The sequence below is a fragment of the Phytohalomonas tamaricis genome (assembly GCF_003012345.1).
GTDB classification, from domain to species: domain Bacteria; phylum Pseudomonadota; class Gammaproteobacteria; order Pseudomonadales; family Halomonadaceae; genus Phytohalomonas; species Phytohalomonas tamaricis.
Genome location: NZ_PVRV01000019.1, coordinates 1 through 21,331, shown reverse-complemented (window position 1 = coordinate 21,331; position 21,331 = coordinate 1). Strand labels below are relative to the sequence as shown.

The 21,331-nt window shown below is 56.1% G+C and carries 21 protein-coding genes and 1 tRNA gene; 2 read left to right on the top strand and 20 right to left on the bottom strand.

Annotated features, from left to right (window positions below; all coding sequences use genetic code 11):
- Positions 1–93: 93 nt before the first annotated feature.
- The 14 genes from der to C3Z11_RS02005 all read right to left on the bottom strand — a co-directional run bounded on the left by der (position 94) and on the right by C3Z11_RS02005 (position 13,863).
- Positions 94–1,500: a ribosome biogenesis GTPase Der gene (der, locus tag C3Z11_RS02070; protein ID WP_106475871.1), complete on the bottom strand. Its 1,407-nt coding sequence runs from the start codon at positions 1,498–1,500 to the stop codon at positions 94–96.
- 154 nt (positions 1,501–1,654) lie between these two features.
- Positions 1,655–2,809, bottom strand: coding sequence for an outer membrane protein assembly factor BamB (bamB, locus tag C3Z11_RS02065; protein ID WP_106475870.1), 1,155 nt, complete (start codon positions 2,807–2,809; stop codon positions 1,655–1,657).
- The gene (locus C3Z11_RS02060) at positions 2,806–3,465 is read right to left on the bottom strand and encodes a YfgM family protein (protein WP_106475869.1); all 660 of its coding nucleotides are present in this window, start codon (positions 3,463–3,465) and stop codon (positions 2,806–2,808) included. The genes bamB and C3Z11_RS02060 overlap by 4 nt, the downstream gene beginning before the upstream one ends.
- Positions 3,466–3,510: 45 nt before the next feature.
- The gene (hisS, locus tag C3Z11_RS02055; protein ID WP_106476912.1) at positions 3,511–4,770 is read right to left on the bottom strand and encodes a histidine--tRNA ligase; all 1,260 of its coding nucleotides are present in this window, start codon (positions 4,768–4,770) and stop codon (positions 3,511–3,513) included.
- 116 nt (positions 4,771–4,886) lie between these two features.
- Entirely contained in the window at positions 4,887–6,002 is a 1,116-nt protein-coding gene (gene ispG, locus C3Z11_RS02050) for a flavodoxin-dependent (E)-4-hydroxy-3-methylbut-2-enyl-diphosphate synthase (RefSeq protein WP_106475868.1), read from the bottom strand.
- A 9-nt stretch (positions 6,003–6,011) separates the two neighbouring features.
- Positions 6,012–7,007 carry a RodZ domain-containing protein gene (locus C3Z11_RS02045; protein ID WP_106475867.1) on the bottom strand — a complete coding sequence of 332 codons (996 nt, stop codon included), beginning with the start codon at positions 7,005–7,007 and terminating at the stop codon, positions 6,012–6,014.
- 15 nt (positions 7,008–7,022) lie between these two features.
- Entirely contained in the window at positions 7,023–7,778 is a 756-nt protein-coding gene (gene pilW / locus C3Z11_RS02040) for a type IV pilus biogenesis/stability protein PilW (RefSeq protein WP_106475866.1), read from the bottom strand.
- 213 nt (positions 7,779–7,991) lie between these two features.
- Positions 7,992–9,119 (bottom strand): 23S rRNA (adenine(2503)-C(2))-methyltransferase RlmN, encoded by a 1,128-nt coding sequence (gene rlmN, locus C3Z11_RS02035; protein WP_106476911.1) that lies wholly within the window; start codon positions 9,117–9,119, stop codon positions 7,992–7,994.
- 76 nt (positions 9,120–9,195) lie between these two features.
- Positions 9,196–9,624, bottom strand: coding sequence for a nucleoside-diphosphate kinase (ndk, locus tag C3Z11_RS02030; protein WP_106475865.1), 429 nt, complete (start codon positions 9,622–9,624; stop codon positions 9,196–9,198).
- 173 nt (positions 9,625–9,797) lie between these two features.
- On the bottom strand, positions 9,798–10,124 hold the full coding sequence (locus C3Z11_RS02025; RefSeq protein WP_106475864.1) for a HesB/IscA family protein: 327 nt from the start codon (positions 10,122–10,124) through the stop codon (positions 9,798–9,800).
- Between the two features lie 37 nt (positions 10,125–10,161).
- Positions 10,162–11,307 carry a cysteine desulfurase family protein gene (locus C3Z11_RS02020; RefSeq protein WP_106475863.1) on the bottom strand — a complete coding sequence of 382 codons (1,146 nt, stop codon included), beginning with the start codon at positions 11,305–11,307 and terminating at the stop codon, positions 10,162–10,164.
- A 30-nt stretch (positions 11,308–11,337) separates the two neighbouring features.
- Positions 11,338–11,805 (bottom strand): Fe-S cluster assembly transcriptional regulator IscR, encoded by a 468-nt coding sequence (gene iscR / locus C3Z11_RS02015; protein ID WP_106476910.1) that lies wholly within the window; start codon positions 11,803–11,805, stop codon positions 11,338–11,340.
- A gap of 69 nt (positions 11,806–11,874) precedes the next feature.
- The gene (cysE, locus tag C3Z11_RS02010; protein ID WP_106475862.1) at positions 11,875–12,849 is read right to left on the bottom strand and encodes a serine O-acetyltransferase; all 975 of its coding nucleotides are present in this window, start codon (positions 12,847–12,849) and stop codon (positions 11,875–11,877) included.
- Positions 12,850–13,068: 219 nt separating this feature from the next.
- Positions 13,069–13,863, bottom strand: coding sequence for an RNA methyltransferase (locus tag C3Z11_RS02005; RefSeq protein ID WP_106476909.1), 795 nt, complete (start codon positions 13,861–13,863; stop codon positions 13,069–13,071).
- A 299-nt stretch (positions 13,864–14,162) separates the two neighbouring features.
- On the opposite strand from C3Z11_RS02005, the gene C3Z11_RS02000 reads away from it, so the two are divergent.
- Positions 14,163–14,951 (top strand): inositol monophosphatase family protein, encoded by a 789-nt coding sequence (locus C3Z11_RS02000; protein ID WP_106475861.1) that lies wholly within the window; start codon positions 14,163–14,165, stop codon positions 14,949–14,951.
- Positions 14,952–15,044: 93 nt separating this feature from the next.
- Here C3Z11_RS02000 and secF read toward each other — a convergent pair whose 3' ends face one another.
- From secF to queA, 5 genes are all read right to left on the bottom strand, one after another.
- Positions 15,045–15,950 carry a protein translocase subunit SecF gene (gene secF / locus C3Z11_RS01995; protein ID WP_106475860.1) on the bottom strand — a complete coding sequence of 302 codons (906 nt, stop codon included), beginning with the start codon at positions 15,948–15,950 and terminating at the stop codon, positions 15,045–15,047.
- Positions 15,951–15,957: 7 nt separating this feature from the next.
- Entirely contained in the window at positions 15,958–17,808 is a 1,851-nt protein-coding gene (secD, locus tag C3Z11_RS01990) for a protein translocase subunit SecD (RefSeq protein WP_106475859.1), read from the bottom strand.
- 69 nt (positions 17,809–17,877) lie between these two features.
- Positions 17,878–18,216: a preprotein translocase subunit YajC gene (yajC, locus tag C3Z11_RS01985; RefSeq protein WP_106475858.1), complete on the bottom strand. Its 339-nt coding sequence runs from the start codon at positions 18,214–18,216 to the stop codon at positions 17,878–17,880.
- Positions 18,217–18,314: 98 nt separating this feature from the next.
- On the bottom strand, positions 18,315–19,433 hold the full coding sequence (gene tgt / locus C3Z11_RS01980; RefSeq protein ID WP_262927250.1) for a tRNA guanosine(34) transglycosylase Tgt: 1,119 nt from the start codon (positions 19,431–19,433) through the stop codon (positions 18,315–18,317).
- Positions 19,434–19,512: 79 nt separating this feature from the next.
- On the bottom strand, positions 19,513–20,544 hold the full coding sequence (gene queA / locus C3Z11_RS01975) for a tRNA preQ1(34) S-adenosylmethionine ribosyltransferase-isomerase QueA (RefSeq protein WP_106475856.1): 1,032 nt from the start codon (positions 20,542–20,544) through the stop codon (positions 19,513–19,515).
- A 111-nt stretch (positions 20,545–20,655) separates the two neighbouring features.
- Here queA and C3Z11_RS01970 point away from each other — a divergent pair.
- Positions 20,656–20,742 (top strand) — tRNA-Leu (locus C3Z11_RS01970).
- A gap of 181 nt (positions 20,743–20,923) precedes the next feature.
- On the opposite strand, the gene C3Z11_RS01965 is transcribed toward C3Z11_RS01970, so the two are convergent.
- A complete protein-coding gene (locus C3Z11_RS01965; protein ID WP_106475855.1) occupies positions 20,924–21,130 on the bottom strand; it encodes a hypothetical protein in 207 nt (68 codons plus the stop codon).
- Between the last annotated feature and the right edge of the window lie 201 nt (positions 21,131–21,331).

Genomic DNA, 21,331 nt, shown 5'->3' with positions numbered 1-21,331 from the left:
AGTGCAAGTGCCGACTTGGTGCGCAAGTTTTAAGACCAGGCATAAAAAAGAGACGCTTTCGCGTCTCTTTTTGCTGGCCGATATGTCATCGATTCAGCGGCGATTCTTTCTTGCTTCTCGCGTCTTTGCCAGCTGCCGCGCCTTGGCGCGCTCACGGTCAGTGGCATCCGGGTTGTTATCGTAGGGATTGCTGCCGGAGCGGAACTCGAAACGAATGGGCGTGCCGCGCACCTTGAGCACCTTGCGAAAGGTATTGATCAGGTAGCGCTTGTACGCTTCGGGCAGTGAGTTGGTCTGATTGCCGTGCACGACAATGATCGGTGGATTGCTGCCACCCTGGTGCGCCATGCGCAGCTTGATGCGCCGGCCATGTACCATCGGCGGCTGATGTTCGGTAACCGCGTCCTGCAATATTGTGGTTAGACGGTTGGTTGACCAGTGCGAGGTTGCACTCTTGAATGCCTTGTCGATCGATGGATATAAATCACCCACCGCTGTGCCATGCAACGCCGAGATGAAGTGCAGGTCGGCATAATCGGCAAATCCGAGGCGACGCTTGATCTCGGCACGGATCTTTTCCTTGGCCTCGCTTTCCAGCCCGTCCCACTTGTTGACGGCGAGCACCAGCGCACGACCTGTGGTCAGTACATAGTCGAGCAGATGAAGATCCTGTTCGACCAGGCCCGTACGGGCATCGAGCACCATGATGGCAACATTACATTCCTTGATGGCATCAAGCGTCTTGATGATCGAGAACTTCTCGGCGACGAGGCTGACATTCTTGCGTCGCCGCACGCCGGCGGTATCGATCAATACGTAGGACTGACCGCGGCGCTCGAACGGGATTTCAATGGCGTCACGTGTGGTACCGGCTTCATCGAACACCACGACGCGCTCTTCGCCCAACAGGCGATTGACCAGCGTCGACTTGCCGACATTAGGCCGACCGATCACGCCGATGCGAATGCCACGCTCGTCGAGCTCAGGATGCAATTCACCGTCTCCAACCTCCGGAAACGGCTCAAGCACGAGATCGATCAACTGGGTGACGTTGCGTCCGTGTGAGGCGGCGATAGGATAGGGTTCACCGATGCCGAGTGACCAGAAGTCGCCCATTGCGATGTCCTCCTGAATGCCGTCAGTCTTGTTGACGACCAGCCAGGTTTTCTTCTGATTGACGCGCAGATGATTGGCAATTGCTTCATCGGCTGGCATCAACCCGGCGCGGCCATCGACCATGAACAGCACAATATCGGCTTCATCAATAGCCAGCAGCGACTGCTCGGCCATAGCGGCATCGATACCCTGCTCATCGCCGCTGATGCCGCCGGTATCGATGACAGTAAATGGCTTACCGCCGGTTTGGCCGTTGCCATACTGGCGGTCGCGAGTAAGCCCGGGAAAATCGGCGACAATGGCATCGCGCGAGCGGGTCAGGCGATTGAACAGCGTGGATTTGCCGACATTAGGCCGGCCCACAAGAGCGATGACAGGATTCATAGAGTCTCAAAACAAGGAACGCGAATACTGATGCCGGATGAGCGGGCGCTCAAAAGGCGAATTGTGCTCAGTTTAACGTAAAAACGACGTGGATTCTTTAAACGAGTAAAGCGGCGCAGGGCGCCGCTTTACTTCATCTTGCTAGGCCCTAATCTCAGCTACGGTCGATATCATTAAGGTCATAGGCCACCAGCTCGCCCTCATTGGAAAGCACAAACAGACGTTGGCCATTGCTGAGCAGCTGAACGCTCACGCCATTGCCGCCGACATTGGCACGACCGGCAAGCTTGCCGGACTTGGCATCGAGCAGGTGGATATAACCTTGAAAATCACCAAAGGCAAGCCGGCCGTCAACGAAGGTAGGCGACGTCAGACTGCGGCCTTCCAGCGCGTCCTGCTCCCAAAGTACACGCCCCGTATTGGCATCGAGTGCCAGGACATGGCTCTTGGCGTTGACGGTGAACAGGAAGTCGCCCACGAGCGTTGGCGTCAGATAGCTTGATTCTTCCCGCTGCCAGATCGGCTGGCCGGTACGGGCATCGAGCGCCATGATTCGACCGTTGTAGCTGGTTACAAATAGTCGGCCATCCTGGGTCAGTACCGGTTGGCCGTCGAGGTCGACGAGCTGTTCAACCTCGGTGCGTCCCTTGGGAATGGCAACGCGGATATCCCACAGCTGCTGACCGTTGCGGTTGTCGAAAGCGGCCAGACGACCATTGGCAAAGCCGGCGAACGAGACAGGTTCAATAGTACGCGGCGTACCGGTGCCTCTGAGCGTCAGCGCAGGCTGGGATGAAGCATAGATCCACTGCTGTTCACCGCTGAAGCGGTCAAGCGCGGTCAGTGCACCATCGACGCTTTGAACCACAACAAGGCCACTGTTGAGCTGCGGAGCAGCGATGACTTCGCTCGAAACGCGTGATTGCCAGGCAACATCGCCGTTTTGTTGATCGAGTGCGACGACCTCGCCATTGCGTGTGCCAAAATAAAGCCGACCGGAATCACTGGTCAAAGGGCCAGAAACGGACTGATCGAGCTCCTTCTCCCAGCGTACTTTACCGTTGTCGATATCGATCGCCTTGATGATGCCTTCGGCACTGGCGGCGTAGATCGTATCGCCACTGATCGTCGGCTGGATCGGATAGCGAGCACGGCTCAGGCTACCGATATCTTCCGACCAGACACCCTTAAGTGCAGTAACGGCCTGGAAGTCCTTGAGTTCCTTGGGGGGCGTTTCAGGTTGGACATTACCGGAACAGCCGGCAAGCAGGGCAAGCACCGCTGCCGCAGTAAAAATACGTAACTTCATGAAGCCTCCTGAGGCGCCAGATCATCGAGCTTGAGCTGAACGCCGTAGATCGGCTGATCGCTTTGTTCTGATAGCGTAAGGGCCTGTTGATAAGCCTGGCGCGCTTCATCACGTCGACCAAGGACGACGAGTGCGTCACCACGAACATTAGCCGCTTGAGCGGCGAGCGTTTCAGGCAACTGTTGCTTAAGGGTATCCAGTGCCTGTTCGCCGTTGCCCTGTTCGAGCTGGACCCGGGCTAGATTCAGCCTTGCCAGGCCCTGTACATAAGGACGCTTGCTGTTGTTGATTAGCTGTTGCAGTGCTTGACTGGCCTGGGCCTGTTCACCGGCCTCTACGGCCAGACGTGCCTGGACCAGATGAGCGAGATCGGCGTACAGCGTATTGCCATGTTCGCTGTCGATCTCCTCGATCAAGGTGGAGGCCTGCTTGCGATTCTGATCGCTCATGTCTTGCTGGCCGACCAGCTGAATCAACTGCTCGTAGCGGACCGAGGCGGCTTCACGCTGGGTATCCTGATGATTTTGCCAAGCTTTCCAGCCGAACACCCCGGCTGCCGCGATCGCGATACCGGCAAGCAACGATGTTCCGTTGCCTTTCCACCAGCGCTTGATCGCGTCGAGTTGCTCTTCTTCCGTTCTCAGCTCTTCCGCCACGAGCGGTCTCCTGTGGTTCTAACTAGATCGCGTGAGCGTAAGCTGCTATGCAATCCGGCTCAAGTGTGATGTGAGGTGCTCGATAAGTGCGCTGCGGTCGAGTTCCTCCTGATCACGTGTTTCACGCAGGTATTTAAGACCTACGCTGCCGCGGGTAAGTTCGTCCTCACCCAGAATCAGTGCCAGCGTGGCACCGCTTTTGTCGGCTTTTTTAACCTGGCTTTTGAAGCTGCCACCGCCACAGTGAACTTGCAGGCGCAGTTGGGGTAATGCGCTGCGTAGTTGTTCACCAAGGAGCAGGGCTTCGCGCTCGGCGGCATCGCCAAAGGCCATGATATAAGCGTCAAGCGTGTGATTGACATCGGCCGGGACGAGCTCGAGCGTTTCAAGCAGCAATACAAGGCGTTCGACGCCCATTGCAAAGCCGACAGCCGTGGTGGGTTTGCCTCCTAGCTGCTCGACCAGGCCATCGTAGCGGCCGCCGGCACAGACCGTGCCTTGGCTACCCAGCGCGGTGGTGGTCCACTCAAATACGGTGCGATTGTAATAGTCGAGGCCGCGCACCAGACGCGGATTGACGACGTAATCGATACCCGCAGCATCAAGCAGCGCCTTGAGTTTGTCAAAGTGCTCACGCGATTCATTGTCAAGATGATCGAGTAGCTGCGGCGCGGCGGCAATAACATCTGCCATGTCGGGGTTCTTGCTGTCTAGAATACGCAGTGGATTGCTATGCAGACGGCGCTTGGCATCCTCGTCGAGCGTGTCGGCATACTGCTCGAAGTAGGCCACGAGCTTTTCGCGGTAGGCCGCCCGCGCCTCGTTGGAGCCCAGCGAATTGAGCTCGAGAGTGACATGCTCCATCAACCCGAGCTGTTGCCACAGGCGAGCGGAGAGCAGAATAGTCTCGACATCAATGTCAGGGCCATCCATGCCAAAGGTTTCGACGCCGACTTGATGAAATTGACGATAGCGGCCTTTCTGCGGACGCTCATGGCGGAACATCGGCCCGGTGTACCATAATCGCTGGGTCTGATTGTGCAGCAGACCGTTTTCCATTGCGGCACGGACAACGGCAGCTGTCCCTTCGGGACGAAGCGTCAGACTGTCGCCATTACGGTCCTCGAAGGTGTACATCTCTTTCTCGACAATATCGGTCACTTCACCGATCGAGCGCTTGAACAGCGCTGTCTGTTCAAGGATAGGGGTGCGAATTTCGAGATATCCGTAGCGGCCCATCAATGCCCGTACCTGACGCTCGAAATACTGCCAGACCGGGGACTGGTCCGGCAGCAGATCGTTCATGCCACGTATGGCCTGTATCTTACTCACTGTCGACTCCTGACGACGCTTGAGATCGGCCCCTCATGGGACCGTCCTTGTTCTTTCACGCCTTGCGCGGCTGGTGATTAGAAGAGAACTTACCCTTCCCGGGTAATGAGGTTCTTTTCCTGCGCTTGTTTCTGCGCGACCCTTTCACGAATCAGCGTTTCGAGATCATCGACCAGATTATCGTTGCGCAGCTTCTGGGCAGGCTTGCCATCGATGTACACCAGATTGTTGGGGCTACCACCGGTCAGGCCGACATCGACTTCCTTGGCTTCGCCCGGACCGTTGACCACGCAGCCGATGACCGCGACGTCAATCGGCGTCATGATGTCTTCAAGACGCTCTTCCAACGCATTCATGGTGCTAATGACATCAAAGTTCTGGCGTGAGCAGCTCGGGCAGGCAATGAAGTTGATGCCACGGCTACGCAGACGCAGGCTCTTGAGGATGTCGTAACCGACCTTGATTTCTTCGACGGGGTCAGCCGCCAGCGAAATACGCAAGGTATCGCCAATACCGTCCATCAACAGCATGCCGAGGCCAACAGATGATTTTACCGTGCCTGAACGTAGCCCACCGGCTTCGGTGATGCCTAGATGGAGCGGCTGCTCAATCTGGCCGGCAATCTGTCGGTAGGCCTCAACCGCCATGAATACATCGCTGGCCTTGAGCGAGACCTTGAATTCCTGAAAGTCGAGGCGATCAAGATGATCGATGTGGCGCATCGCTGATTCAACCAGCGCGGCGGGCGTCGGCTCACCGTATTTCTTCTGCAGATCCTTCTCGAGCGAACCGGCATTGACGCCGATGCGTATCGGTATGCCGTGATCGCGAGCGGACGAGACCACCGCTTGAACGCGATCTTCGCGACCAATATTACCCGGGTTGATACGCAGGCAATCGACGCCGAGTTCGGCAACCCGCAGGGCGATGCGATAGTCGAAATGGATATCGGCGACGAGCGGTACGGACACGCGTTTCTTGATCTTGCCGAACGCTTCCGCGCAGTCCATGTCGGGTACCGATACGCGCACAATATCGCCACCGGCAGCGGCGATACGCTCGATCTGGGCCACTGTAGCCTCGACATCGAGTGTGTTGGTATTGGTCATGCTCTGTACGCTGATGGGGGCATCCCCACCAATCGCAACCGAGCCAACATGGATTTGCCGTGATTTGCGGCGATTTATCGGAGATTGGCTATGCATGGCGTGGCGTCATTCTCCTAGTGTGAATTTGGCGACATTACTGCTGCGCGCGTTTTTCTGCAGATCGACGGTCTCACCGCGATAGTGCAATACGACGCCGCTGGCGTTGCCCACCGTCATGCGAAACGGAGGGCGCCCGTGAACTTCGGCCTGGGTGCCGGCCTTTTGCAGCCCGCTGAATACGCGCTGCCCTGAGGCATCGCGGACTTCTGTCCAGGATTCCTGATTGAAAGTGAACTGCAACACGTTGGGATCGTTGTTCTGCGTACTCTGTTCGGCCTGACTTTCAGCAACGGCCCGGCCTGCTGAACCATTTTGGCCTTCGACAGCAGGTACCTGCAGTTTACCTTCGTTTGATGGCGTATCGCCGGTGGTGCCAGCTTGCTCTGAAACTTGCGAGGCGACAGCAACATCGACGTCAGCACTCTGGTTCAGGCTGGTGGCGGCAGGCGTCGCCGGAGATTCGGCAACTGTCGGGCCTCTCGTTTCAACGGAGCTTTCCGGCAGCGGGGGCAGGCTACTAGTGCTGGGGCCGTCCTGCTGGGTCACGCTTGGTTCGTTATTTCCCTCGCTGAAGCTTGGCGTTCCCTGCCGGCTTTGCCACCACAGCAAGGTAAGGCCGATCAGGCCGAGAATGATCAACACCGTCACAAGGCGGAAAATTATCTTGCCCAGACGGCTAGGCGGCCTGACGGTTTGGATCGGTGTGATGCGGCGTTCATCAATATCATCACGGCCATGGACGCGATCATAAGCATGAACGACCATGCGTTCATCCATGCCGAGCAGGCGAGCATACGAGCGCAGATAGCCACGCTGATAGGCGGGGACCGGTATCTGATCGAATCGGCTGGCTTCAAGGTCGGTAACAAGCGATGGACGCAGATTGAGTTGTTCGGCGACCTCATCGGTAGACAATCCTTGATACTCCCGCTCGGCGCGCAGCATTTCACCAGGGCTGCGATCGGTTTGCGGTGTCGATGAGTGCTCTTGATATTCGCTCATGGGCAAGCGTCCTTATTAATCTGTTATATCCGGGGCGGCTGCCGAGGTGGCGTTCAATTGCCGTTTGAAAAGCTCGGCGGTACGGATGTCACCGCGGGAAAGCGCGATGTCATGTGCCAACGTCATGCTATTGCCGTCCTGGCCTGCGAGTCGAAAATAATCTTGTAATTTTGCCCAGGCGTTGTCCTGCTGGCCGAGCTGATGCAGCAGGTCGGCCATGAGGTAATAGGTGCGCGCATAGTTAGGGGCGATAGCCTGGGCACGGGAAAGGTTCATTAATGCATCAGATAGTTTGCCTGCCTTGATCTGACACTGGCCCAGATTGGCGTACAACTGGGCACGCCTAGGATAACTCAAATCGTCAGTCGCCTTCTCCAATTGAGTGCAGGCTGCTTCGAAGCGGTCATGGGCATAAAGAAACGCGGCATAGTTGTTACGCGCCTGGGTAAAGTCCGGAGCGCTGGCAAGCGCACGCTGGTAATAACGCTCGGCGAGCGCATCTTCTCCCTGACGTTGATAAAGTAGTGCTAGGCCATGCAGTGCTTCACTATCGGTATCTGATAGCTCAAGGGCGTGATCAAGCGCCTGGTGAGCGCGTTCAAGATCGTCGCGGCGCAGATAGGCCAGGCCAAGTTGGGTATAGGCGCTGGCCGCTTCGCCGGAAGTTGAGGATGACTTATCGTTCGTCACTTGCGTCGTGCAACCGGTCAGCAGACAGACACTGACCAAGGCACTGCATAGTATCGACGTATGGTGATGACGAAAGATCATGCGCTCCTCTTTGGCATGAATGGCTTGGGACGGCTCACGCTCGGCAAGCGTAAAACGCTGTCCATCAAATCGCTACGCCCCTGCGAAGTCAAGTAGGCATGATCATGCGTCTTCAAGATTTAGGCGCACTCATATAAGCATATCCTGCGCGAGAGAAGATGATGCCACGTTCCGTTCGATCTTCGCTCAATTCTTCTTTAACCGAGCAGCGGCTTAGTCGGCATCGATTGAAACGGCCTGAATGTAGCGTTGGCTACGCTTGGTACGATCCTTGACTCGACCCACAAGCTGGCCACAGGCAGCATCAATGTCATCGCCGCGTGTCATGCGTACAGGCGCGACATAGCCAAGTTCAAATAACCACTTCTGGAAGCGCATGACCTGGTTGCGAGAAGGCTTCTCGTAGCCGGCATTGGGGAATGGGTTGAACGGAATCAAATTGATCTTGCAGGGCAAATCGCGCAGTACCTCGGCCAGCTGTTCAGCGTGTTCGTGCTGGTCGTTGACATCATGAATCAGGGTATACTCGATCGTTACCATACGTGCATCAGCGCACTTGTCGAGATAACGGTGACAAGCGTCAAGCAGCATGCGGATATTGTATTTGCGATTAAGCGGGACCAGCGTGTTACGCAGAGCATCGTTAGCCGCATGCAAAGAAATTGCCAAAGAAACGTCGATATCATCACCGAGTCTGTCGATCATGGGAACGACGCCGGAGGTTGAAAGCGTCACGCGACGTTTTGAAAGGCCATAGCCATTATCGTCGAGCATCAGTTTCATCGCTGGCACGACATTGTCGTAATTTAGCAGCGGTTCACCCATGCCCATCATTACCACATTGGTCACGGCACGCTGGCTCGAGTCGCGGGAACCATTGGCGCTTTTGCTGGCAACCCAGACTTGTCCAATAATCTCGGCCGCGGTCAGGTTGCGTTGAAAGCCCTGCTTGCCGGTTGAACAGAAGCTGCAGTCCAGCGAACAGCCCACCTGAGAAGAGACGCATAATGTACGGCGATTGCCGTTATCTGATGGGATGAGAACGGTCTCGACCAGACTGCCATCACCGACCTCAAGCACCCACTTACGCGTACCGTCGGCTGATTCGCCTTCATAGGCCACACTCGGCCCGCGGATCTCGGCGAGACGTTGGAGCTTTTCGCGCAGTCCCTTGGAAAGATTGGTCATGGCTTCAAAGTCATCGCAGCCTTCGTGATGAATCCACTTCATCACTTGGGTGGCGCGAAACTTCTTTTCACCCAGCGAGACGAAGAATGCTTCCATCTGTTCGCGGGAGAGACCTAGCAGGTTGGTGCGGGAAGTACTGGTTTCAGCTGTCATGGCGGGCAATGTCGGTCGTGTTGAACAGGTTGCAATTAAGGCGGCGGGAAACCCGCCGCCCATCGAGCCGCCTGAATCAGCTGCGTGCGCAGATTTCTTCGTTCGAGAAGAAATAGCTCACTTCACGCTTGGCCGATTCGGGTGAATCGGAGCCGTGAGCGGCATTGGCATCGACTGATTCAGCGAAGTCAGCGCGGATAGTGCCGGCTTCAGCTTTCTTCGGATCGGTGGCGCCCATCAGTTCACGGTTCTTGGTGATGGCGTTTTCACCTTCGAGTACCTGAATCATGACCGGACCTGAGGTCATGAAGGCGACCAGATCATTGAAAAACGGACGTTCCTTGTGCTCGGCATAGAAACCTTCCGCCTGTTCGCGGGAAAGATTTACCATCTTGGCCGCGATGATGTTCAGGCTGGCTTTCTCGAAGCGAGTGTAAATTTCACCGATAACATTCTTGGCTACGGCGTCCGGCTTGATGATGGACAATGTGCGTTCTACCGCCATGGTGTCTCTCCCTAAATGGATTGATGAGTTATGGATAGATGAAAAGCGCGCCGCATGCGCGGCGCGCCAAACAAAATTCTATCGTTTCGTGAATCGAAACAGCTGAGGTGCGGCATTATACCGATAGAGCAGTAAGGATAGAAAGGGAAGCCTACTGCTCTTCTCACGATTGGTCAGACGCTGAAGCTCTCGCCACAGCCGCACTCATCTTTGACGTTTGGATTGTTGAAACGGAAAAAACGGTTCAGTCCCTCTGAAACGTAATCGACTTCTGTGCCGTTGAGTATGGCGAGTGCCTCGGGATCGACAATGACCTTGACCCCGTAATCTTCGAAAACCTCGTCAGTGTCGTTTAACTGGTCAGCAAAATCGAGCACGTAGCTGTAGCCGGAACAGCCGCTCGGTTTGACCGCAACGCGTAAGCCAAGGCCATTGCCTCGCTCGTGAAGGACGTTACGAATCTGATTGGCAGCGGCTTCGGTAATGGCAATCCGGGCCATGTCATCCTCCTCCCGGTAAAAGAATGTGCAAAATCGATCAGTATCTTAGGGCCGTCAGCGCCTGACGCAGCTCGCTGACAGCAGTATCAATGTCGTCTTCGGTGGTGAAGCGGCCAAAGCTGAAGCGTATCGAGGCCAAGGCGCGTTCACGCGGTACACCAATATCAAGTAGTACGTACGAAGGATCAACGCTTGCTGAATTACAGGCCGAACCGGTCGAGACCGCAAGCTTGCGCAGTGCCATCAGCAAGGATTCGCCGTCAATGCCGTCGAATCCCAGGTTGACGATATTAGGGACACTTTTGGCAGCAGCGCCATTGATGTGAACGCCGGGCAGGCCATCAAGGCCAGCCAAGAAACGCTCACGTAACGCCGTAATATGCCCTGTATCCTGTTCACGCTCATCCAGCGCCAAGGCAAAAGCCTGCCCCATACCAACAATCTGATGGGTGGGCAGCGTGCCCGAGCGCATACCGCGTTCATGACCGCCACCGTGTATCAATGCCTCGACACGTGTGCCACGGCGCACGAACAGGGCGCCGATGCCTTTCGGGCCGTAAAGCTTGTGGGCGGAAAATGACATCATATCGACAGGCAGTGTTGAAACATCGAGCGCTATCTTGCCAGCTGCTTGAGCGGCATCGACATGAAACGCTGCTCCGTGCTGCTGGGCAATCGCCCCGAGCGTGGCAATATCGTTAATGGTGCCAAGCTCATTGTTTACCGCCATGAGTGATACCAGTACGGTATCGCTGCGTAGCGCTGCCTGCAGCGTTTCTCCTGAAATACGACCATCCGGATCGGGAGTAAGCCATGTCACATCGAACCCTTCGGCCTCGAGTGCCTTGGCTGTATCGACAATGGCTTTGTGCTCGATGGTCGAGGTGACAAGATGGCGGCCGCGCTCGCGGTTAGCGCGCAAATAACCAGTCAAGGCCAAGTTGTCAGCCTCGGTCGCGCCTGAAGTCCAGACGATTTCACGCGGGTCGGCGCCAATCAGATCAGCAACCTGGCGGCGGCCCATCTCGACCGCCTGTTCTGCAAGCCAGCCCGACATATGACTGCGCGACGCCGGATTGGCAAAAGTGCCCTCCAGCGTCAGATGACGTGCCATCAATTCAGCGACACGCGGGTCGACCGGTGTCGTAGCCGCATAATCGAGATAGACGGACTGTTGACTCATGCTCGTGTCCCGGTTGGACGTGGATAAAGATTATTGCGATACGGGTATTTGATTGCTGCTGACGTTGACACGCTGACGCTCGGCAATACCCTGAACCTCGCGGCGATTGAGCAGCTCTCCAAGGGTGATGTCATCAAGAAAGCTGTGGATTGCGCTGGACAGATCACACCATAGATGGTGTGTCAGGCAGATATCGCCGTGCTGACAATCACCTACGCCCTGACAGCGGGTCGCATCGATCGATTCGCTGACGGCATCGATAACCTTGGCCACTGAAATGGCCTCAGGTGCCTGACCAAGCAAATAGCCGCCTCCCGGGCCGCGGACACTTTTTACCAAGCCGCTTCTGCGCAGTTTCGCAAACAGCTGTTCCAGGTAAGATAACGAAATCTCTTGGCGCTTGGAGATGTCGGCAAGACTAATCGGGCCTCGTTCGGCGTTCAGGGCCAGATCAAGCATTGCAGTAACGGCGTAACGACCCTTGGTAGTCAGGCGCATGAAATGAGTCTCAAAAAACCATAAATGATGTATGGCATTATGCGCAAATCTGACTATTTTGGTCAACCATTAGCGCTGCGACGAAATGTCCTCCTGGGAGCGAGAGTCGGAACAGTCCTCTGGCTGCGGTCCGACAGGGTGTTTGGAAACCGCAACGTCTTCATCATGCTTGGCTTTCTGGCTAGAAACGGCTGGTTTCTCCTCTTCGGGCTGAGCGGACGCTTGAAAAGATGCCTCAGGGCCGGAGCAGGGATATTCGAGATCGTCGAGCACAGCGGTGAAGTCGTTACGATCCAATGTCGGGAAGTCGCCGGTACGATAGCTGGCATCGAGCCGGCACAGCACCTTGCACATCTGATCGAGTCGTTCATCGACAGCGTGAACGTGATCGAGCATTGCCTGCATCGAACGTGCCATCGGATCGGGCATTTCTTCACTCATGCCATAAGCATCAAAGCCGAACTTGTCTTCCATCGCGCGGCGGCGCTCGGGATCAATGCTGGCCCGCCTGCGATCGCGGTCCTTCTTGGGTTCTCGTGTGATCACCTTGCCTGGAATTCCGACGACGGTTGCGCCTGGTGGCACTGCCTTGGTCACCACGGCGTTGGAGCCGACCTTGGCACCGGCGCCGACAGTGAAGGGGCCAAGGATCTTGGCGCCAGCACCGACAATCACGCCATCTTCCAGCGTAGGGTGGCGCTTGCCTTCCTTCCAGCTTGTGCCACCCAGAGTCACGCCGTGATAGAGGGTCACATCGTTGCCTACCTCGGCGGTCTCACCGATCACAACGCCCATGCCGTGATCGATGAAAAATCGCCTGCCAATGGTCGCACCGGGGTGTATCTCAATCCCTGTCAACCAACGCGACAGCGTGGAGCCCGTGCGGGCCAGCCACTTGATGTCATGACACCACAACCAATGATTGATGCGATGGGCGAGCAGGGCATGTAGCCCGGGATAGTTGGTCAGCACTTCAAAGAAATTCCGTGCCGCCGGGTCGCGGGCGAATACGCTATTGATGTCCTCTCGCAGGCGAGCAAACATGCTGTCACTCCTCATTGGGCGCGTCACGGTGATCCTTCATTTGCATACTAGGTACTCGGGCTGTCGCTGACAGCTTTCTTATTCACTACAAGGCATATCAACCAGCATACACTGACAAGTGCCTGTCATATTTGCCTGTTCGCTAGTTTGCCATGAGCCACTAGTTATTTGACCCACTATGCTGGATCACCGCCCTGGCTAGTCATTCTGGTCTATGGATTATTCACGGTCTTGTGCAGGTTTCGAGGGTGCTATAGTGGCGCTCTTGTCGACGGCACTAAGGATGCCGCGCAGCATGTTTATTTCCATGTGGTCGACGTGTGCCCGCAAAAATAGCCGACGCATTCGGGCCATCAACTGTCTGGGGTTGTTGGGGTCATGAAAGTCAATCGCAATCAACGTGCGTTCAAGATGGGCGAAAAAGCGCTCAAGGTCATCATGCGTCGCTAGCGGGTTATCCCACTCGACACCGAACGGCTCGGCATGTTGTGACGTTGCCGAGGCAGCGTTATCACCATACTCAAGCCACGCCTGACGGCACTCATACGCCATTACCTGGACGGCAGCAGCCAGATTCAATGAGCTATACGCTTCATTGGTGGGTATGTGTACATGGGCATGGCAACGCTGCAACTCGGCGTTGTTTAGCCCGGCGTCTTCACGGCCGAAGACAATCGCAACGCGTGCGTTGTCATGGCTGAGCTGTGCGGGAAGGTTAGCGGAAAATTCACGCGGCTTTTGCATGGGCCAGGGCAGGGTGCGTGAGCGAGCACTGCAGCCAACCACCCATGTACAATCGGCCAGAGCTGTTTCTAGATCTTCGAAGCGATGCATCGCGTCAAGAATGTCGTCGGCCCCGGACGCACGCGAGATAGCCTCTTGAGCGTTGGGCTCGCATCGCGGTGAGACGAGGGCGAGATCGCCAAGACCCATGGTTTTCATGGCACGGGCAGCAGCACCAACATTGCCGGGGTGGCTGGTGCCAATCAATACAATACGGATTCGGTCGAGCATGAGCGCCAAACTGTTTGCCTGAGTAGAGGAACGTGAACGGGGTAAGCTGGAAAACTAGAGTGCTTAGTCTAGCATGAGGGCAGAGAGCATAGCAGAGGCTCTACCCAGGAAGATGTATCGTAGCGCTGGCTCCTCGGCTCCGGGTCTGTTAGCATCGCCGCCGTTCACCGAGACCTCCGCCAGCCCTACTTTATCCACTTGTCATTATCATGACGCTTGCCAGCCCCGTACTAGGGCAGGCAGTTGGCTACAGGCTCGTTACCCGTTCTTTAACATCATCCAGTATTCAAGGCCCGATCATGCATCCGATGGTCCAGTTTGCGTTGCGCGCATTGCGTGGCGCCTCCGAGCAATTCATCCGTGTCCGTGACCGCATCGACGATGCGCGTGAAGACCGCGTTCTCGATACGCTGCTGGAAGAAACGGCACGTCAGGCTGAGGCGTCTATCGTCCGCCAGTTTGCGCGTGGTTATCCCCAGCATGGTATTTCCGGCCGTTACACGCCGTATCGTGAAGGCGCTGACCGTGATTATCAGTGGAAGATCGAACTCTTTCATGGCTATGCCAACCTTGCTGCCAATACGCCAGGTTGGGCGATTTCCTTGACTAGTTTCTACAAGGGACGCGCCGAAAATGCCGTGATCATCAGCCCGTTCACCGATGAAGAGTATCTGATCAGTCGTGGTCGTGGTGCTCAGCTCAACGGCAAGCGTATCCGTGTACCGGCGCGTAACGGCTTAAGTGGATCGCGTGTTGCGCTCGGCCTGCCTGAATCCTGGATGCGCAGTCGTCATCTGCCTGCTTATCTCACCATTACCCAACAGCTTGGCTCTCAAGTCGATGTGCTGCGTACGTCTGGCTGCCCATTGCTTGATCTGGCTGAACTGGCGTGTGGCCGTGTTGATTCGGCTTTCGTGCTGGGCATCGATGAGCATGATCTGGACGTGGCTACCTTGATGCTTAAGGAAGCTGGCGCCTTGATCGGCGGTGCCGATGGTTCGCCCCAGGTTGAGCCCGAAGGCGTGCTGATGGCGGCAGGACCACGCCTTTATAAAAATCTCGTACAGGTGCTCAAGCCGCACCTGTAAGTTATTTATCAGGCGCTAGCCACAAAAAAGCCCCGGGCATTTATTTGCCCGAGGCTTTTTTATGCAGCAATGGCATGCCCTTTGACAGCACGATCAGGGCATACCGTCCTCCACGTTTTCCTTCTTCGCTGGGATCAGATCCTCGCGCTGCAGCTTGATCACCAGCAGTAGTGCTGCGGCGACATAGACCGATGAGAAGGTACCAAGGACTACACCGATGATCAGGGCCAGCGCAAAATTGTGAATCATATCGCCGCCGAGGAAGAACAGCGCGAACAGGACCAGCAGCGTGGTGCCCGAAGTCGATAGCGTCCTTGCCAGCGTCTGGTTGATGGCGTCGTTGAAGATCGCCGGCAGGTCATTGGTGCGTGAGCGGCGGATATTCTCGCGGATACGGTCATAGACAATGATCGTATCGTTCAATGAGTAGCCGATCACGGCCAGTACTGCCGCCAATACGGTCAAGTCGAACTCAATCTTGAACAGCGAGAAAATGCCGAGCAGGATCAGCACGTCATGACCCAGCGAGATCAGCGCGCCAAGAGCAAACTTGTACTGAAAGCGAAATGCCACGTAGATCGCGACGACAGCCAGCGCCAGCAGCATGCCGAGTCCACTCTGGTCGCGCAGCTGATCGCCCACTTGGGCACCGACATATTCAGCCCGGATCAGATTGGGTGATTCGCCCTGAATGGCCAGTGCGCTAACGACATCGGAACCGACGCTTTCGCTGTAGGTCTGTTGCAGCCGAACCAGAATCTCACGGTCGGAACCGAAGGTCTGCACCGAGTAGTTGTCATAACCTGCCGCACCGAGCGCATCGCGTACTTCATCAAGATTTGGCGCTGTGTCGTAGTGCACCTCGACTTGCGTGCCCCCGGTAAAATCAAGTCCCAGATTAAGATGCTGGATAGCCAGGGAACCGATCGCGATCGCCGCCAGTACGATCGATACGATGAACGCAATACGGCGTTTACCCATGAAGTCTATGGTTGTCATCGTAGCCTCAGATCCACAGTTTCTTCAGCGTTTTACCGCCGACGGAAAGGTTCGTGATTGCGCGGCTGACCATCACGGACGTGAAGACCGATGTCACGATGCCCAGCGATAATGTCACTGCAAAGCCTTTGACAGGGCCGGTACCGATCGAGAACAGAATGATCGCCACTAGAAGTGTCGTGACGTTGGCATCAATGATTGACGTGAGGGCGCGCTCATAACCGGTATGAATGGCCTGCTGTACGGTTTTCTTGGCACGCAGTTCTTCACGGATGCGCTCGAAGATCAATACGTTGCCGTCGACCGCCATCCCCAAGGTGAGGACGATACCGGCAATGCCGGGCAGGGTAAGGGTTGCGCCCAGTAGCGACATCGCAGCGATCAGCAAGACCAGATTGACTGTCAGGGCGGCGTTGGCAATCAGGCCGAACGCCTTGTAGCGCACCAGCATGAATATCACCAGCATCACCAGGCCAACGATCACTGACATGATGCCGCGATCGATATTCTGCTGGCCCAGGCTAGGCCCGATAGTACGCTCCTGAGCGAAGTAGATCGGCGCGGCGAGCGAGCCGGAGCGTAGCAACAAGGCAAGCTCTTGCGACTCGGTTGGCGAGTCGAGCCCGGTAATACGGAACTGGCTGCCTAGCGCACTCTGGATAGTCGCTAAGCTGATAATGCCACGTTCAGTATAAGGCACGCGCTCTTCGACCTGCTTGCCATCTTCCATCACCGTGCGGGTGCGCGACTTGTGCTCGATGAAGATGACCGCCATGTTGCGACCGATATTGGATCGCGTGGCGCTGTTCATCTGTGAGCCGCCGGCACCGTCGAGGTTGATGTTGACCTGCGGACGACCGTTCTGATCAAACGAGCGGCTGGCGCTTGAAACGCGGTCACCCGTGATGATGATATCCTTGAGCAGCGCTGCCTTGCGATCAGGATCGTTGCGGAAGGGGAGTGTTTCAATTTCCGATTCCGGTGTGTCGGGAGCAGCTTCAAGGCGGAACTCAAGATTCGCGGTTGCACCGACGATGCGCTTGGCTGCAGCGGTATCCTGTATACCCGGTAGTTCAACAATGATACGGCTAGGCCCCTGACGCTGAACCAGCGGCTCGGAAACGCCGAGCTCATTGACACGGTTGCGGATCGTGGTCAGGTTCTGATTGACCGCATAGTCCTGCAGTTCCTGTATGGCCTGATCGGTAATGGTCATGACCAGTACGGCGCCGCGCCCTTCGTCTTCGGTAGTAAAGGTGAAGACGTTGTATTGCGTCTGCAGCAGCGAGCGGGCCTGGTTCAGATCCTCTTCACTGGCGAAGGCGAAGCGGATCGAATGATCTTTCACCTCGTTGTTACGGTAACGGATACGCTCATCACGCAGTGTCTGACGCATGGCGCTGGCGTTACTTTCCAGGCGCTGCTTGACGGCTGCATCCATGTCGACTTCCAGAAGGAAATGCACGCCGCCGCGAAGGTCGAGACCGAGCTTCATCGGCGCGGCGCCAATCGAGGCGAGCCATGAGGGCGTCGCTTCGGCGAGGTTGAGGGCTACGACGTAGTCCTGCCCCAGCGTAGAAGCAATGACATCACGAGCATGAAGCTGATCGTTGGCGTCCTGCAGCCTGATCAAGCCGCTGCCGTTCTCTTCGAGTTCGGTGCGCTTGATGGCGATATCGGCAGCTTCGAGTGCTTGTGCGGCACGGTCTAGAGCAGACTGTTCGATTCTGGTGCCGCGATCGCCGCTGATTTGAATAGCCGAATCTTCCGGATAAAGATTTGGCAGGGCGTAGATAACGCCCACAACGAGCACGAGAAGTATCAGCAGATACTTCCACAGCGGATAACGGTTGAGCATCGGGGCCCTGTCCTGGTTGCTGACGGATCAAAATGCGACCGCCGACGTTGAGTCGGCGATCCGGAGAGATCAGATGGACTTGAGGGTGCCCTTGGGCAGAACAGCAGCAACGGCGCTCTTCTGAACGTTGACCTCAGTACCCTCGGAAATCTCAAGCGAGAGGAACTCATCGCCGACCTTGCTGATTCGGCCCACCAGACCTCCGCCAATAACGACCTCGTCGCCCTTGGAAAGTTCGGACATCAGCTTTTTATGCTGCTTGGCACGCTTGGCCTGCGGGCGCCACAGCAGAAAATAAAAAATCAGTACGAAGCCGACCAACATCACGATCTGGCCGATAGCGCCAGCGCCGCCAGCGGCACCTGTCTCAGCTTGAGCCTGGGCGGCTGGAATCAAGAATTCGAGCATGAACGTTCCTCTTCAGGATTTGTTATGAGTCTTAGGTTGGTATGAATATGCCGTGTCTGATGCTGCATGCATGACATAAGCATGCATGTCATCAGTCATTAGCCTGCCAACGTCGGCACTTCCATGCCTCGCCGAGCGTAAAACTGCGTTACGAAGTTCGCCAATGTACCCGCTTCGATAGCACTCCGCAAACCGGCCATCAGACGTTGATAATGACGTAAATTATGGATCGTGTTGAGCTGTGCACCGAGCATCTCACCGCAGCGATCCAGATGGTGCAGATAGCCGCGCGAAAAATGCTGGCAGGTATAGCAGTCACAGTCGTCTTCAAGCGGGCGCGTGTCATGGCGATGCGCAGCATTGCGGATCTTGACCACACCGTCGAAGGTGAACAGATGGCCGTTGCGCGCGTTGCGGGTAGGCATTACGCAGTCAAACATGTCCACACCGCGACGCACGCCCTCGACTAGATCTTCCGGCTTGCCAACACCCATCAGATAGCGTGGTTTTTCATCGGGCATCAAGGTAGGTAGATAATCGAGCACCTTCATCATCTCTTCTTTTGGCTCGCCTACCGACAGCCCGCCGATCGCCAAGCCATCGAAGCCGATATCGAGCAGTCCGGCCAAAGAGCGCTCGCGCAATTCACGATACATGCCGCCCTGAATAATACCGAATAACGCTGATGGAGATTCGCCGTGGGCGACGCGTGAGCGTTTGGCCCAGCGCAGCGACAGCTCCATCGATTTCTGTGCTTCGTCCAGCGTGGCTGGGTAGGGCGTGCACTCGTCAAAGATCATGACAATATCGGAGCCGAGCGAGCGCTGTACAGCCATCGACTCTTCGGGTCCCATGAATACTTTGGCACCATCGACCGGCGAGCGGAAGTGAACCCCGGCTTCGGTGATCTTGCGCATTTCACCCAGTGAAAAGACCTGGAAGCCGCCGGAATCGGTCAGGATCGGCTTATGCCACTGGGAAAAGTCATGCAGGTCACCATGGGCTTCGATTACGTCCGTGCCCGGACGCAGCCAGAGGTGAAAGGTGTTGCCAAGAATAATTTCGGCACCAATCGCCTCGACATCCTTGGGCGTCATGCCTTTGACCGTACCGTAGGTGCCCACTGGCATGAAGGCAGGAGTCTCGACCGTGCCGCGGGGAAATGTCAGGCGGCCACGGCGGGCACGGCCATCCTGACCGAGGCGCTCAAAGCGCATGAAGCATTCATCTCGCATGGAATATCTCTGATATCATTATGATATGACGTTAGGTGTTGTAGTTGCGATGCAAGCGTGTTTAGCGTTGCTGGCGGGTCAAATACATCGCATCGCCATAGCTGAAGAAGCTGTAACGCTCGGCTACCGCTTCATGGTAGGCGTGCATGACATGGTCATAACCAGCAAAGGATGACACCAGCATCAGCAACGTCGATTCAGGTAAATGGAAATTGGTAACCAGGGCATCGACACAGCGCCATTCATAGCCGGGATAAATAAAAATGTCAGTGTCACCCGTGTACGGGGTGATCTCGCCATCTTTAGAGGCTGTTTCCAAACAACGTACGCTGGTGGTGCCAACGGCCACTACGCGATTACCGCGCGCCTTGGCGGCCTTGATCTGTGCGCAGGCTTCTGATGTGACCTCAACCCACTCGCTGTGCATGTGATGTTCGAGGATGTTGTCAACGCGTACAGGCTGAAAAGTGCCTGCGCCGACATGAAGCGTTACGAAGGCGCTTTCGATACCGCGCTGGGCGAGGGCAGTCATCATGGTCTCGTCAAAGTGCAGCCCGGCGGTGGGTGCAGCGACAGCACCGTCACGACGAGCATAGACGGTCTGATAGCGTTCACGATCGTCGAGTTCATCTTCACGTTCGATATAGGGCGGCAGGGGCATATGACCATACTGCTCAAGCAGCTCAATCAACGGTGTCTCGCCGAGAAAACGCAGCTCAAACAGTGCATCGCGGCGACCTTCAACCACGGCGGTTATTCCGCCTTCGAAGTCGAGCTCAGTGCCAGGCTTGGGTGATTTGCTGGAGCGAAGGTGTGCTAGACCTCGGTGGGCGTCGAGCGGCCGTTCGAGCAGCATCTCCACTCTCCCGCCGGAGCGTTTATGACCGAACAATCGTGCCGGAATGACACGGGTGTCATTGAAAACAATCACATCTCCTGGCGAAAGGCGCTCAAGCAAGCTGGGAAAACGGGCATGCTCAATGGTGCCGCTGTTGCCATCAAGGCAGAGCAGACGGCAATCGCTGCGTTGCTCGCTGGGGTAGCGGGCAATTAGCTCGTCGGGTAGATCAAAATGGAAATCGGCGCGCTGCATCGGGACTCGGGCCTGGATGGACAGTGTCAAAAGCCCGATATAATAGCGAAGCCGATAAAAGAAGTCATTGACGCTCGTCGATGGAACCGTATAATACGCCGTGCGCTCAAGGCCGGTGTGGCGGAATTGGTAGACGCAGCGGATTCAAAATCCGCCGCTAGCGATAGCGTGTCGGTTCGAGTCCGACCACCGGTACCATTTGAATCAAGCAGTTGGCGCATCCTTCCTGGTTTTTCTGTTTTTATCTCTTCTTGGCAAATCCTGTAACGCTAAAGCGTTATACGGGTTATTTATTTCATCTGGCGCCAAAATAAAACCCACTCTGCAAGCCAGAATGGGTTGATAAAGTGCGGGTTGATAAGATGCAAGCGGTAAAGCTTTACTTCTTCTCAGGACTTACGTGGTCTTTTGCCTGCTGCGGTGCCTCTTTCATTTCCTTGTCGTGACTGTAACCATTGCCTTTATCGGGTGTTGGCCCGTTACCTGTCGTCTCGTGAGTGTGGTTACCGCCGGAATCTTTAGCTTCTTTTTGCTTGAGCTTCGTCTCGTCCGGGCCCTTGTTAATATTCTTTCCAATGTTAGACATGAGATTACTCCTTTAGATCATGATCTCTTCAAGTTAGCATCGACTGCCGAAATTAACCTGTAAATGATGGTAACCGTTCATATCCTGCGAACCTCGATCGTACTCATTTATACGTTGGTACTGTTTTTATATGCTTCCCGCCTCCCGCCCCCCCCCCCCCCCCCCCCCCCCCCCCCCCCCCCCCCCCCCCCCCCCCCCCCC